Annotated in this window: 14 protein-coding genes; 3 read left to right on the forward strand and 11 right to left on the reverse strand. The window is 45.1% G+C overall.

The features are described 5' to 3' along the window. Positions 1-47 precede the first annotated feature (47 nt). Both queA and KOE27_RS01495 read right to left on the reverse strand, forming a co-directional pair. Complete coding sequence (gene queA / locus KOE27_RS01490) at positions 48-1,097, reverse strand: tRNA preQ1(34) S-adenosylmethionine ribosyltransferase-isomerase QueA (RefSeq protein ID WP_215237099.1); 1,050 nt, start codon at positions 1,095-1,097, stop codon at positions 48-50. 250 nt (positions 1,098-1,347) lie between these two features. Beyond that, positions 1,348-2,844, reverse strand: a complete 1,497-nt coding sequence (locus KOE27_RS01495) for an acetyl-CoA carboxylase biotin carboxylase subunit (RefSeq protein WP_215237100.1) — start codon at positions 2,842-2,844, stop codon at positions 1,348-1,350. Between the two features lie 180 nt (positions 2,845-3,024). Between KOE27_RS01495 and KOE27_RS01500 the strand changes: the two genes are divergently transcribed. Beyond that, positions 3,025-4,296, forward strand: coding sequence for an aminotransferase class I/II-fold pyridoxal phosphate-dependent enzyme (locus KOE27_RS01500; protein ID WP_215238320.1), 1,272 nt, complete (start codon positions 3,025-3,027; stop codon positions 4,294-4,296). Positions 4,297-4,556: 260 nt separating this feature from the next. Beyond that, positions 4,557-4,736, forward strand: a complete 180-nt coding sequence (locus KOE27_RS01505) for a histone H1 (protein WP_215238321.1) — start codon at positions 4,557-4,559, stop codon at positions 4,734-4,736. 57 nt (positions 4,737-4,793) lie between these two features. Here KOE27_RS01505 and KOE27_RS01510 read toward each other — a convergent pair whose 3' ends face one another. From KOE27_RS01510 to KOE27_RS01520, 3 genes are all read right to left on the reverse strand, one after another. Further along, on the reverse strand, positions 4,794-5,207 hold the full coding sequence (locus tag KOE27_RS01510) for a MaoC family dehydratase (RefSeq protein ID WP_215237101.1): 414 nt from the start codon (positions 5,205-5,207) through the stop codon (positions 4,794-4,796). A 133-nt stretch (positions 5,208-5,340) separates the two neighbouring features. Then, positions 5,341-5,721, reverse strand: a complete 381-nt coding sequence (locus tag KOE27_RS01515) for an HPF/RaiA family ribosome-associated protein (protein WP_229252584.1) — start codon at positions 5,719-5,721, stop codon at positions 5,341-5,343. A 229-nt stretch (positions 5,722-5,950) separates the two neighbouring features. Then, a complete protein-coding gene (locus KOE27_RS01520) occupies positions 5,951-6,253 on the reverse strand; it encodes a DUF4286 family protein (protein WP_215237102.1) in 303 nt (100 codons plus the stop codon). A 158-nt stretch (positions 6,254-6,411) separates the two neighbouring features. On the opposite strand from KOE27_RS01520, the gene KOE27_RS01525 reads away from it, so the two are divergent. Next, positions 6,412-6,831 carry a cytochrome B gene (locus KOE27_RS01525; RefSeq protein ID WP_215237103.1) on the forward strand — a complete coding sequence of 140 codons (420 nt, stop codon included), beginning with the start codon at positions 6,412-6,414 and terminating at the stop codon, positions 6,829-6,831. 109 nt (positions 6,832-6,940) lie between these two features. On the opposite strand, the gene cysM is transcribed toward KOE27_RS01525, so the two are convergent. The 6 genes from cysM to KOE27_RS01555 form a co-directional block, all read right to left on the reverse strand. After that, the gene (gene cysM / locus KOE27_RS01530; protein ID WP_215237104.1) at positions 6,941-7,813 is read right to left on the reverse strand and encodes a cysteine synthase CysM; all 873 of its coding nucleotides are present in this window, start codon (positions 7,811-7,813) and stop codon (positions 6,941-6,943) included. A 160-nt stretch (positions 7,814-7,973) separates the two neighbouring features. Continuing rightward, complete coding sequence (locus tag KOE27_RS01535) at positions 7,974-9,173, reverse strand: alpha/beta hydrolase family protein (RefSeq protein WP_215237105.1); 1,200 nt, start codon at positions 9,171-9,173, stop codon at positions 7,974-7,976. A gap of 77 nt (positions 9,174-9,250) precedes the next feature. Beyond that, positions 9,251-9,982, reverse strand: coding sequence for an alpha/beta fold hydrolase (locus tag KOE27_RS01540; RefSeq protein WP_229252585.1), 732 nt, complete (start codon positions 9,980-9,982; stop codon positions 9,251-9,253). 175 nt (positions 9,983-10,157) lie between these two features. Beyond that, positions 10,158-11,876, reverse strand: coding sequence for an AMP-binding protein (locus KOE27_RS01545; RefSeq protein WP_215237106.1), 1,719 nt, complete (start codon positions 11,874-11,876; stop codon positions 10,158-10,160). Positions 11,877-12,015: 139 nt separating this feature from the next. Continuing rightward, positions 12,016-12,525 (reverse strand): GNAT family N-acetyltransferase, encoded by a 510-nt coding sequence (locus tag KOE27_RS01550; protein ID WP_215237107.1) that lies wholly within the window; start codon positions 12,523-12,525, stop codon positions 12,016-12,018. 40 nt (positions 12,526-12,565) lie between these two features. After that, entirely contained in the window at positions 12,566-13,957 is a 1,392-nt protein-coding gene (locus KOE27_RS01555) for a hypothetical protein (protein WP_215237108.1), read from the reverse strand. Between the last annotated feature and the right edge of the window lie 32 nt (positions 13,958-13,989).

The raw sequence follows: 13,989 nt of genomic DNA on the forward strand, positions 1-13,989 counted from the left end.
ATTAACCCACCACCATAAATGACAATTTATAATTTTTAATCTTATTATCAGATGATCAGCATTGCATCACCGTAAGTAAAAAACTTGTACTTCTCTTTGATGGCAATTTCATAGGCTTTCATGATCAGATCATAACCTCCAAATGCACAGGCCGACATCAGAAGGATCGACTCAGGCAGCTGAAAATTAGATATCATTGCATTGGCAATTTTAAAGTCGTAAGGAGGAAAGACAAACTTATCTGTCCATCCTTCCACGGCTTTCAGATGCCCGCTCGCCGATACGGATGATTCGATCGCCTTTAGCGAAGTGGTACCTACTGCGCATACACGTTTTTTTGCATCAATTGCCTTGTTGATCACATCTGCGCTTGCCTGGGTGATCCTGTAATTTTCCGAATCGGTTTTGTGTTTGGTCAGATCTTCCACATCCACATTACGGAATGTTCCGAGCCCTACGTGCAGGGTAATGGGCGCAAAATCCACGCCTTTAATTTCGAGCCGTTTCATCATTGCTTTCGTAAAGTGGAGCCCGGCGGTAGGCGCTGCCACCGCTCCGATATGCTCAGCAAAGATCGTCTGGAAACGCTCTCTGTCGGAGCTTTCCACTTTCCGGCGGGTAATAATTTCAGGGGGAAGTGGTGTTTCTCCCAATTCATCCACCAGTTTCATGAATGCATCATTGTCGCCGTCGTATAGAAACCTTATGGTACGGCCGCGAGACGTAGTATTATCAATTACCTCAGCTACCAGATCGCTATCCCCGAAATACAGTTTGTTCCCTACCCGGATCTTGCGTGCCGGATCAACCAGTACATCCCATAACCGCATTTCACGGTTTAGTTCTCTTAAAAGAAATACTTCGATTTTAGCACCTGTTTTTTCTTTCTGACCATACAGCCGCGCCGGAAAAACTTTGGTATCATTGATCGCCATTACGTCGCCGTCGTCGAAATAGTTAATAAGGTCTGAGAATGATTTATGTTCTATTTCGCCTGTTTTCCGGTGAACCACCATCAGACGGGACTCGCCACGGTCTGATGGATGAAGGGCAATCAGGCTTTGGGGGAGATCAAATTTAAATTCGGATAGCTTCATAGCTGGTTTTTCAGTGTATATCGATAGTCGGTCAGGCAGATAAGGACTTGTCTTTTAGCTTTGAATTACTTCTCGTGATTTCCTGAAAAAAAGTTATCACCTGCATAGTCAAAAGGAGAATACCCGGTTCTGTTACTGACTCAATAATGCCTGAATGGAAGAAAATTCACAATTCAGTCATTATAAAAAATTAAGACCGCAAAAGTAGTGTTTTTTTTGTAAAAATCCAATAAATCACAGGGCTTTCGAGTCAGTGGCGCCGCTGTTTCCATTTGGACTGGTTTGCCTCCCGGCCGGTGCCGTCAGGTACGGTATGAGTAGCTGATTTTGTCAGTGCCTCGGAGGTAATCAGTGCTGCCAGGGCCAGTTCTTCCTGTGTCGGAATCTGGCTGAGCAAGGCAGGTTTAAAATAAGTACCTACAAAATTCGTATCAAAACGTCCGCTGATAAATTCCTCATGACACATGACAAACCTGCAGAAACCCAACGTTGTTTTTACCCCGCTGATGTGATACTCTTCAATGGCCCTCACCATTTTGTGGATAGCCTCCTTGCGGTTTTCCCCGTAGGTGATCAGCTTGGAAATCATGGGGTCGTAATAGAGAGGAATTTCCATGCCTTGTTCAAAGCCGTCGTCCACCCGTATCCCATTACCCTTCGGAGTTCTGTAGGTTTGCAAAGTGCCTACGCCGGGCAGAAAATTGTTTTCCGGATCTTCGGCATAAATCCTTGATTCCACGGCATGCCCTTTGATGAAGATATCTCGCTGCCGAATGGACAACTCCCGTCCCTCGGCAATGAATATCATTTGTTTGACCAGGTCTACCCCGGTAATGAGTTCGGTCACCGGGTGTTCTACCTGTAAACGCGTATTCATTTCCAGGAAATAGAAATTCCTATTTTCATCCAGGATGAATTCCACGGTACCCGCGCCATAATATCCGCAGGATCTCGCCACATCTACGGCACAGCGCCCCATCTCATTGCGGATGTTATCATCAATTGAAATGGAAGGAGCTTCTTCGATTACCTTCTGGTGCCGCCGTTGTATGGAGCATTCGCGTTCGAACAAATGAATGATATTGCCGTGCTTATCGCCCAGTATCTGGATCTCGATGTGTTTTGGGGAAGTGATATACTTTTCAATGAATACGGAGCCGTCACCAAAGGAAGAGAGAGCCTCGCTGACCGCCCTGTCCATTTGTTCATCAAATGCCGTTTCGTCTTCAACCACGCGCATCCCTTTTCCGCCGCCACCGGCACTTGCTTTGATCAATACCGGATAGCCGATCTGTTTTGCAATCTGCTTTGCCTGATCCCTGTCCGTAATGGCTTCGGAGGTTCCGGGTACCATTGGGATGTTGTATCGGGCGGCAGCCTGCTTGGCAGCCAGTTTGCTTCCCATGATCTCGATTGCAGAAGACGAAGGGCCGATAAAAGTAATGCCAGCTTCTTCTGCCTGTTTGGCAAAGGCCGCATTTTCGGATAAAAAGCCGTATCCCGGATGGATAGCATCTACTCCAAGAGCCCGGCATGCCTCTATGATCCTCGTTCCGTTAAGATAAGACTCCGCCGAGGGTGGCGGGCCAATACATACGGCTTCGTCTGCATATCGGACATGGGGAGATTTTCTGTCTGCCTCACTGAAGACAGCTACGGTTTTTATGTTCATTTCCCGGGCTGTCCTCATAATCCGCATGGCAATTTCACCGCGGTTGGCAATCAGAATTTTTTTTATTTCGGGCATAAGGATTCAGAACTGATCAAAATCATTAAATAAACGGACTTATTGTAAAAGTACATTTTATAAATTTCCTAACTTACAAGTTGCTGCATGTTAGGTAAGTATTAATCTTGGGTTATTTTTTTTAATTTTGCACTTATCTAACATTTATAAGATTTGATTACCCACATAAATAAGAAGAGAGTGGATATTTTTGAGAAACTGCACAACAATTCTGGGCCGATCGGTACCCCTGCTAAAATGCTGAATAGCCATCATTATTTTTCATTTCCGATGCTCGAAGGAGAACTTGGGCCGAAAATGAGATTTATGGGGCGTGAGGTTTTAAACTGGAGCCTGAATAACTATCTGGGGCTGGCCAATCATCCGGAGGTACGTAAAGTGGATGCTGAGGCCGCGGCCAAATGGGGGCTGGCTTATCCAATGGGTGCCCGAATGATGTCAGGAAATTCTACGCTTCATGAGGCATTTGAGAAAGAACTTGCTGAATTTGTTGGGAAAAAAGATGCATTTCTCCTGAATTACGGATATCAGGGCATTATGTCTGCCATCGAGTGTATCTGTGATCACCGGGATGTGATTGTGTATGATGCGGAATCACATGCCTGCCTGATCGACGGGATTCGTTTGCACAAAGCCAAAATGGGGCAATACTACAAGTTTAACCATAATGATATGGCTAGCCTTGAAAAAAACCTGATCAGGGCTACCAAGCTTGCAGAAGAAAAAGGCGGCGGGGTTCTGGTGATTACCGAAGGCGTTTTTGGTATGTCGGGAAAAGTGGGAGACCTGAAGGCAATAGCCGAATTGAAAAAGAAATACCAGTTCCGTCTGATGGTGGATGATGCACATGGGTTCGGTACCATGGGGGAAACCGGCGCCGGTGCCGGCGAACTTTGCGGAGTACAAAAGGAAATTGACCTGTACTTCTCCACTTTTGCGAAATCGATGGCAGCCATTGGTGCATTCATAGCATCCGATGATCCGGAGATTATCATGTATCTGAAATATAACATGCGTTCTCAGACATACGCCAAAGCGTTACCAATGCCTTATGTTGAAGGGTGCCGCAAGCGTCTTGAGATGATCAAGTCCATGCCCGAGCTGAGATCCAAATTGTGGGAGAATGTGAAAGCTATGCAAGACGGGCTCCGTTCCCGTGGGTTCAATATAGGAGAAACGGAGTCACCGGTAACGCCTGTTTTTCTTCACAGCGAAGGAGGTATCCCCGAAGCTACCCGCATGGTACGTGACCTCAGGGAAAATATGGGCGTGTTCTGTTCCATTGTTGTTTACCCAGTGGTTCCGAAGGGGCAGATCATGCTCAGAATCATCCCGACGGCCGCTCATTCACTTGAAGATGTGGAGTATACCCTGGATGCTTTTACTACTCTGGCAGAGAAATTAAAGAACAGGGTATACCAGATAGAAGACGTACAGGAAGAGGTAGAATAGAATATTCCCCTTTTTGGGCTTTCTGAGGGCATTTTATATTAAAATGCCCTCTTTTTTATTTTTGATTCAGAATTTTAATTATTTATTAAAATTCTGATAATCAGTACATTGATTCCTGTTTGCCTTCAAAATTGTATTATAGGATTGTTTTTTTTTGTTTTTTGGGTTGCGTTAATGGTTTTAATTATTAAATTTCGGGCAAAACATGCATTTTGGGCGTGTTAGAGGCATTTATTAAACTAAAACAACAAATAAACAACATGGCACGATTTGATGAAGTAAAGGATTTAATTCTTTCGCTTGAGGGCGACTTTGATAAGTTCTACAACAAAGGCAATCAGGCTGCCGGAACCCGTGTTCGTAAAGGAATGCAGGATCTTAAAACTTTGGCTCAGGATATCCGTTCAGAAGTTCAGAATAAAAAGAATGCTGAAGCATAATCTGATAGAAGCACACAGAAATTTTACCGACCCGGCCCCGCAAGGCCGGGTTTATTTTTAAAATTTTTCCTGGTTGATCATCGTCGCAATCCCCCGCGTCACAACTTTTTTGGTATTGCTATCTATGATCTCAGTAGCTATTTCGGCGATATGTTTTTCCGGCTGGATGGACTTGATGGTGAAAACGGCCTTGTAGTCGGTTTCAACAAACATGGGCCGGAGGAACTCAAGTGTCTGTTTCAGATATATAGAACCAAAACCGGGGAATTGTGTTCCGAGTACCTTTGTGAAAACCGTTGCCCCCAGCATACCATGAATAATGGGGCGCTTAAAGGAAGTGGTTGCTGCATATGCGGCGTCCAGGTGCAAAGGATTATTGTCGCCCGTCAGCGCGGCAAATTTTTCAACTTCTTCCTGGCTAAAGCGAAACGCATGCTCAAATGAGGCATCTACCACGGGTTCTATTTGCATGATCAATCTGGTTTGGTTAATTGGAAGGCAAATTTGAGAAAATGATTGGTTGCTTCAAAACAATTGGGCGCTTGACCAAAAAGAAAGGAAGCTGCCAGTGGCAACTTCCTTTCTTTTTGGATATGTCCGGAAATTATTCTTCTCCTTCAATGCCCGCCAGTACAGCGTTTTCAGACTCCGGGACGGCAATTCCGTCAATCTTGGGAGCCCTTGCATTATTCCTTTTATCTTTAAACTTTTTGACTTGCATTTTCAGTGTATCCACGGCCAGGTCCGTAGCCTCTTCAAAGGTAGTACCCTGTTCTCTCACAAACATGGTCCCGCCTGGTACATATAACTTCACCTCCAGCAACTTGGTATGTAACTTTGCATTATCGCTCTTATCTAATCTCAAAAACACTTCACCACTGGTAATCCGATCATAGAAAGTATCGAGCTTGTCGAGTTTCTGTTGGATAAAAGCCAACAATTTAGGATCAGCATCAAAGTGAATTGCTTGCATCTGCAGTCTCATAAGCACTTAGGTTTAAGGTAAAACAATACTTACCCCGCTTGTCTTAATTTAGTATATTGTAGGATTAAATAAAGGCTCTGGTTGCATTTTCCGGCAATCGGGGCCAATACTTCCTGTGGAACTAAGGCAGAACGGTATAGTGAATAAAGGAAAAGATTACCTTAATGTCAAGTAAAAATGAAGGTTTTATTAATTTATTTATGACTGTCCGGACGGGTATTCCTGAGTTTCAGGCTTCTTCCAAAAGTGTTCTGAAAGATACATACATCCCGTTAAAAAGGCCATGATGACGCTCCACAAGCGCATCCTGATGGTGTGTCTGATAGGCCAGAAAATCCTCCATGGATCTGAAACTGAACTGGGTGGTGTAGGTGGCACCCTCATTGTCAATTTCTGTCAAAAGACGTAGTAATTTACATTCAGCAGGAACTCCGGTAGCCAGAATTTCGGGAATGTGCCTCGTTTTCATATAAGTAAGCCATTCTTTTTCTGCTTCGTGGCTAATGTTGACTGTAATGTTGTAGATGATCATGATCAGCTGATTAAAAAAACATACAAATATCAGGCAATAATAAGAGAGTGCCTAATTTAATGCCTGTCTGCATTTAGAAGCCACTAATATTTGGGAGAAGCTGCGCTTAGGATTACCTTTGTGGGCTTACAATGATCACCATAACCCGTACTTCTCAAATGAATATTCTTATACGTGCCCATTCGGGGCTCCGTTATGTTGTTTTGGCCTTGCTGATCGCCGCCATATTCGTTGCTTACTCTAAATGGAAAAGTGGGGCTCAGGGAGATAGCAAGCTGTATCTGTTTGCGTTGATTGCTACACATACGCAAATGCTGATCGGTTTTATCTTATACTTTATCAGTCCGAAGGTGGACTTCAGTCTGATGAAAGAGAAAGTATTCCGATTTTATACCGTTGAGCATATTTTTATGATGCTCATAGCCATTGTGCTGATTACTGTAGGCCGGGTCCGTTCCAAAAAACTGGTGGGGGCGGATAAGCATCGTACCGTGTTATATTTTTACTTGCTCGCGCTTGTAATTATTCTGATGGCTATTCCCTGGCCTTTCCGGAATCTGGGATCAGCTTGGTTTTGATGTTTCCTGAAGTCTCGGGAGGTTATGGCCAAACAAAAAAACTTAGCCGAAAGCTAAGTTTTTTTGTTTGCAGGTCAGTACTTCCGTGTGAGCAAGTCAATCATAAACCTTAGCCAAAAAGATCACTGGATAAGTACCTGTCGCCCCTGTCGCAAATGATACTTACAATAACGCCTTCTTCCAGCTCTTCGGCCAGTTTTATGGCTGCCCAGGCAGCTCCTCCGCTGCTCATGCCGGCAAATACGGCTTCTTCTCTGGCGAGCCGCCGTGTCATATCTACGGCGTCATACTGAGTAACTTCTATCACTCTGTCTACCCGCGACCGGTCAAAAATCTTGGGAAGGTATTCCGCAGGCCATTTTCTGATCCCTGGTATACTGGACCCGTCTGTTGGCTGGCAGCCTATGATCTGGATGTTACTGTTTTGTTCTTTTAAATACCGGGAAACACCCATGATGGTTCCGGTAGTACCCATTGAAGATACGAAATGGGTAATTTGTCCATCGGTATCTTTCAGTATTTCCGGTCCTGTTGTCTGATAGTGGGCTTTCCAATTGTCTGGATTGGCAAACTGATTTAACATAAAATACTGCTCCCCGCCAGCCTTTTCTTCGGCCAAATCCCTGGCACTTTCCATTGTTTCGGTCAGTATCACTTTTGCACCGAACGCTTCCATGGTCAGAACGCGTTCGCGTGTGGAGTTCTGTGGCATGACCAGCTCAATATCTATTGAAAATAATCTGGCAATCATCGCCAGGGCAATTCCGGTATTTCCGCTCGTGGCCTCAATCAACTTCATGCCGGGCTTGAGTTCTCCGCGATCCATGGCTCCTTTGATCATACTGTAGGCAGCCCGGTCTTTTACACTGCCTCCGGGATTGTTACCTTCCAGTTTACCGTAAAGTTTTACTCTGGGATTAGGATTTATTTTGTCTAATTCAACAAGAGGTGTATTGCCAACTAAGTCAAGAAGTGACGACATGGGGTATGTGAATTTAAATTCTGAAACCACGATCTCCGGTATCTGTACTTTTATCAGAACAAAAGTACCTGATACGACATGAGACAAGCGGGTTTCAACACAATATAAAATGCTAAATTACAAGTATAAGTTGAGAGCTTTTGGGATTGAAAGATAATTCTCACTTTGTGGTCGTAAAAAATGCCAGTGTCCCCAGTAAAAAGTCATCAATAGAAGAGGCATGATCCCCTTTGTCGATCGTTATGAGCTGCACGTCTGCACCAAGCGCTTTCATGGTATTGTATGCTTTTTCAGAATTGAAATAGAAAACAAGCTGGTCGGCATTTCCATGGTACAGCCTGGTAGGTACCTTTGGCTTCCAGTTGTAAACGTCGTTGTCGCCGATGGCATCCAGGAAGCCCTTGCTGGTCCCATCGTTCAGTGCGGTTTTGAATGAATCATTAAGGATGGTATTAAAGCTCTGGTTAATGGGATAGTCAATTCCGAGTTTTTCAATCTGCGTGGCAAAAGGCTCCTTAAAATAATAGCTTTTAGGGTGATTAAGATTGTAAATCCTGTCATAAGTGAGCAGTACCCAAAGGTATAACTTATTATAAGCCGCAATACCATGTGTAGTGTTGTTGATCACATATTTCATGAAGGCCGTTTTGTCATAGGCCCCGGCGCCACAGCTGGAAGCGATAAGATTGAATTCGGAAGAGGCTTCTTCTTCTATTTTTTTCTGAAGAGCCATCGTCGCAGATCCTCCCTCAGAGTACCCTGCAAGGTAGAGTTTGTTGTCCCATTTAACGGCGTTTTGCGCCTTCAGGAATTCCTTTGACGCTCTCAGCATGTCCAGACAAGCAGTACCAAAGCTGGCTTTGTGTTCATAGGGGTGCGGGTATGCAGCCGAAGATCCGTAGCCAATGTAGTCCGGATACGCAATAATGTAGCCCAAAGAACCGAACAGGGTTCCGAAAGTAGCGGTTTCGCTGCCATCCTGAAAATGGGATGGCGCCGAATTCTCATTCAGAATGGTACCATGCTGTACGCTGATCAGTGAAGCGGGCTGGTCGGTTACGGGCACGAGGAGCGCTCCAGAGGCCGTAATGGTCTGGCCGTCCGTGTTTTTGGTCTCGTAGGTGATTTTATAAACAGTTACTCCATTTTTAACGTATCCTGTCAACAGCGGACTGATGGCACTGGCTACCTTAGAGATATCGTCCTTGGTAAGGTCCTTGATCTTGCTGCTTTCCTTCAGGTACTTATTCTGTTCCGGAGTGGCCGGGTCGTCATTGTTACAGGAAGCAAGAAAGAGGACGCTCCATAGAAACAGGAGAAAGATTCGGTTAAAAAGTATTTTCGGGTCGAAATTTTTCATGCTCAAAAAGAGAAAAAGTCAGTGTTCAATATGATAACGAACACTGACTTGTTTTAATAAATTCAAACTATAACTTTCTATAATTTATTCATATACCAGCTGATCATCCGGGCGGTGGCGTCGGGTCTTTCCACCATGCCCATGTGCCCTGCTTCTGCCAGAATGAACGGATAACTTTGTTTCGGATATTCCGAAAGGCTGATACAGCTTTCAAAGGGGATAAGCTTGTCTTGCATACCAATGATTAAAAGTACCGGATAGGGCATCGTTCTTAATAGTTCACTGCGGTCGGGGCGGTTGCGCATGGCATGAATGCCTACGATCAGCGCCTCAGCAGGCAGTTTTCCGAAATGCTTCACATGTGCTTTTACTTTTTCCGGAAAGAGTTCCTTATAACGCTCACCAAAGAGATTGGGCGCTGTATTTTTAATGAACATTTCGGTGCCGTAATTTCTCAGCAGTTCAATGGTTTGGTTACGCTGGTGTTTTTTCGCCTCATCATCTGCATAGGCTGTTGAGTGAAACAGGCCGAAACCTTCCAGCATATCGGGATATTTCTCGGCAAAAGCCAGTGCGATGTACCCGCCCATGGAATGGCCGATCAGCGTGCACTTTGTGATGGTAGCATTGGTGAGCAAGCGGTGAAGTTCATCGGCATAATCCTCAACCGACTGGCAGAAGGTGAAAAGCGATATATTGGGCCTTACAACGGTAAAATATTCATTCAACATGGCATCCAGATTGTCCCAGATTGTATCATCCATGCCGTGCCCATGCAACAGTACCAACGTTTTACGGTGCAGATTCATAATATCAATAATTTACTGGTTGAATACTAATTTACATAAATATATATAAACCCCGTTCCACAACCGTCATTTGCCATCTTTTTCCAGGGGAAGTTTTTAAGCGGTAGAATGCCGAAATGAAAAATGCCAGTGTAGGTACCTGGCATTTTCATGAATTCATCTGTTCCAACCGGGTTTATTTGGCCTGTTTTGCTAGTTCTTCATCTCGTAGCGCCCGCCTGAGAATTTTTCCCACATTTGTTTTAGGGAGTTCATTTCTGAATTCTATTTTTTTAGGACATTTATAACCCGTCAGGTTCTGGCGACAGTAGGCTCTTACGTCTTCTTCGCTCAAAGCCGGATCTTTTTTAACAATAAAGACTTTCACCATCTCTCCTGTTTTTTCATCGGGCATACCCACACATGCTACTTCAAGTACACCGGGGCATTGGGCTACCACATCTTCGATCTCATTGGGATAAACATTAAAACCGGATACCAGGATCATATCTTTTTTCCGGTCTACGATTTTGAAAAAGCCATCTTCGTCCTGTATGCCAATGTCTCCGGTTTTAAACCACCGACCACTCTCATCTTCCAGAATCACTTTGGCAGTTTCGTCGGGGCGGTTAAAATAACCAAGCATTACCTGAGGGCCGCGCGCGCATATTTCACCACGTTCGCCCACGTTGGCCCAGGTATCGTCTTCCCGCAGGATCCTCATTTCCGTGCTCGGGAACGGAACACCGATTGTCCCGGGTTTATGTTTGCCATTGAGTGGATTCACGGATAGTACCGGCGAGGTTTCTGATAATCCATATCCCTCCACCAGCGGACATCCTGTTACCTTTTCCCATTTTTCGGCCACAATTTTTTGCAGTGCCATACCTCCGGCAATTGATATTTTCAATCCGCTGAAATCAACATCTTTGAAATCCTCATTGTTAAGCAGACCGTTAAACAGGGTGTTAAGGCCTGGGAAGATATTAATTCTGAATTTTTTCAGCTCCTTTACAAAGCCCGGAATATCCCTTGGGTTATGGATCAGGACATTCAGTGCTCCCCACTTTATTCCGCACAATCCATTGATAGTGAGTGCAAATACGTGGTATAAGGGAAGCGGTGTGGCGAGTACGAGCTGTCCGGTATGGTCTGAATTCCTCATTTTTGACATGAGCCATTCATTGGTGGCTTCTACATTGGCAATGAGGTTGCGGTGTGTGAGCATGGCGCCTTTGGAAACGCCGGTTGTACCACCCGTGTACTGTATAAAGGCAAGGTCAAGCCCGGATACATGCGGACGTTTGTAGGTGCTACCTGCTCCTATAGACAATGCTTCGCCAAATGAAACCGCTTTGGAAATATGATAGGCGGGAACCATTTTCCGGACATACTTCACCACCGTGTTCACCAGCAGTTTTTTTGGAAAACCCAGCATATCTCCCACCTGGGTAATGATTACATGCTCAATGCCCGTATCAGCAATGATTTTTTCAAGATTGGCAGCAAAATTGGCAAGGATAACAATTGCCTTGGCTCCCGAATCTTTAAACTGATGAACCATTTCACGGGGAGTGTATAACGGATTGGTGTTGACAATCACAAGGCCTGCCCGAAGGGCACCCATCATCACAATGGGGTACTGAATCAGATTGGGCATTTGAATGGCAATTCTGTCGCCCGCTTTTAGTCCCATGTGCTGCAGGTAAGCGGCAAAATGCTGCGAGTAGCGGTCAAGCTGGGAAAAGGAAATCTCCTTGCCCATGTTGGTATAGGCTGGCTGGGACGCATAATCTCGGAAGCCCGTTTCGATCAGATCCACCAGGGAAGGGTAGGCGTCCGGATTTATTTCATAAGGTATTCCCTCAGGGTAAAATTTGATCCAGGGATATGTATTTTCTGACATTTCAATCATCTTAGTTCATGTGTTGGGTTCAAGGCTTATTCGGAATTTAAGATAGTAAATTAAGTCAAAAGATTATTTATTCAATACAATTAATTTATTGCCAATCTTCCCCTCATTCCACAGGAACTATAACAGACGGAACGAAATTTTATTTTTTTGGTAATTCCCAAAGCCACAGCGGCCCCTCTTCGTGGTCCAGAACATCTTCTGTCTGACGGAATCCTATTTTTTGGAGAATATGAACGGACGCATTTTCTTCGGCCATCGTATGCGCAATTACTTTATGCACACCTGTATGGCTGAAAGCATGGGCAACAAGCCCCTGTGCCGTTTCCATGCCAAGGCCTTTTAAACGGTGTGAGGGCATAATTTCATAACCTATTTCGACGATACCACTGGAGTCGGGTTCGCCTTTATAGCCGCAGGATCCTATCAGTTGATTATCAGGAATATAAATGGTAAGATATAGCCACCATTCGCGCAGAGGAGGATGCGCTTTCCAGCGATGGTAGGCGGGAGTAAACGTGTCGCGGAACTCGGTCCATTTTTTTGGCACATTTACCCCCATCACTCTGGCAAGTGTATGATTACCCATTCGGATCGCATCAAAAAGCGTATCGTCACAGGGTATGATCCTTAAATTCGGGGTTATAATCATTTGATGAATATTGATAATCGCCCGAATTTAAGAAATTTCATCAGGAATTATTATCATCAAACCTGTCGGTAATGGCTTTACGGATGGCCTGATGCGGGCGCATACCTGTATTTTTTGATCGGGTAACGGCTCTGTCCGAACCGGCGTTGGCCTTGGCGCGCAGTGCAAGATTGGAGACAGTCATGTGCCGGTTCCGCCATTGGTCATATTCTTCCTCGGTCATGATATCACGGGACACTTTGCCTCTTGCATAACCATCTCCAAATAATCGAACCCGGCTGTCGGTGAGTGCGTCACGTCTTTCCTGTTCAAGTTGTTCAATTTCTGCCTTAAGTTTGGTTTCCTCTTTCTTTAACTCTTCAAGGGAATGAAGCAGGGAAATATCATTCTCCTGAATATTCTTTTGAGAAATATGACGGTTGATATTTTCCTGCAAGGGCGCAAGTTCTTTTTCCAGTTTTCGTTTCCGGCGTCTTAGTTTCCATAATTTAGGATCAATCTGAAGCCAGCGGTACCAGAACCCCTGTAAAACTGGCAAGGCCATGCCCAGGGAAACCGCACCGGCTACGGCAAATAACACACCGCTGAGGACGAAGGATAACAAGGCCCAGGGGCTATTCACAAGATCAAGGTTAAGCTGATCCGAATTCCTGAGCGCCTCCTCAATTTTATTGGTGAGTTCGGGGCTGTTGACAGGGGCTCCCGTTAACGGATCTACGGCATTCAGCTGAAGATTTTTAACCGATTTGTTAATGGCCTCTTTCAGTTTGTCGGTACGATACGCCTCATATCTGAACCAGCCCAGAATGATCAGCGTCACAACCGCGAAAACGGAGAGGATCAGTTTAAACCTGGCATATCTTGACTTTGCCCTGACAGTATCTTCCCGGTGAAACGGCTCTTCTATCAGCCGGTCGTAGGCTGGCTTTAATAAAACGGATAACATGGCAAGCCCGATGGCAAATGCCCACGCCTCGTTGGAATTTCGGATGTTGAGTGCATAGGCCACAATTTCGTGGGAAATGATGAGGTCGCCGGCAATAAAAGATATTCCGGCGGCAAGGAAGATGAGCCCCGCAACCAAGGAATATGAGGGCGCTTTTTCACGCCGCATTTCTTCCAGATAGTCAGTTTGGCTGTTAATATCTGAGATGATCTTTTCGTTTTCTTCTTTGGTTCTGATACTGGTGTTCAGTCCCATCACTTCGGCCTGTAGCCTGTCATAGGCCGACTTGTGCATTTGTGCCGTTTCCTGGTACAGGGCTCTTGCTGCCGCCAGGTTTTCCTTCTTTTCGGAGAGCTGCCCGGTGATCCAGTCGTGGTTCACATGGCTTGCCAGGTACGCTTCGTACGCTTCCTTTTCCTGTCCCTCTAAACCGCTGGTATAACCGCGCTGATAATCCTGGTTTTGATTTTCGGTGTTCTCGTCCATAATGAATGTATTCCGGATTTGACAATAAGTTT

Source organism: Dyadobacter sp. CECT 9275 (assembly GCF_907164905.1).
GTDB classification, from domain to species: domain Bacteria; phylum Bacteroidota; class Bacteroidia; order Cytophagales; family Spirosomataceae; genus Dyadobacter; species Dyadobacter helix.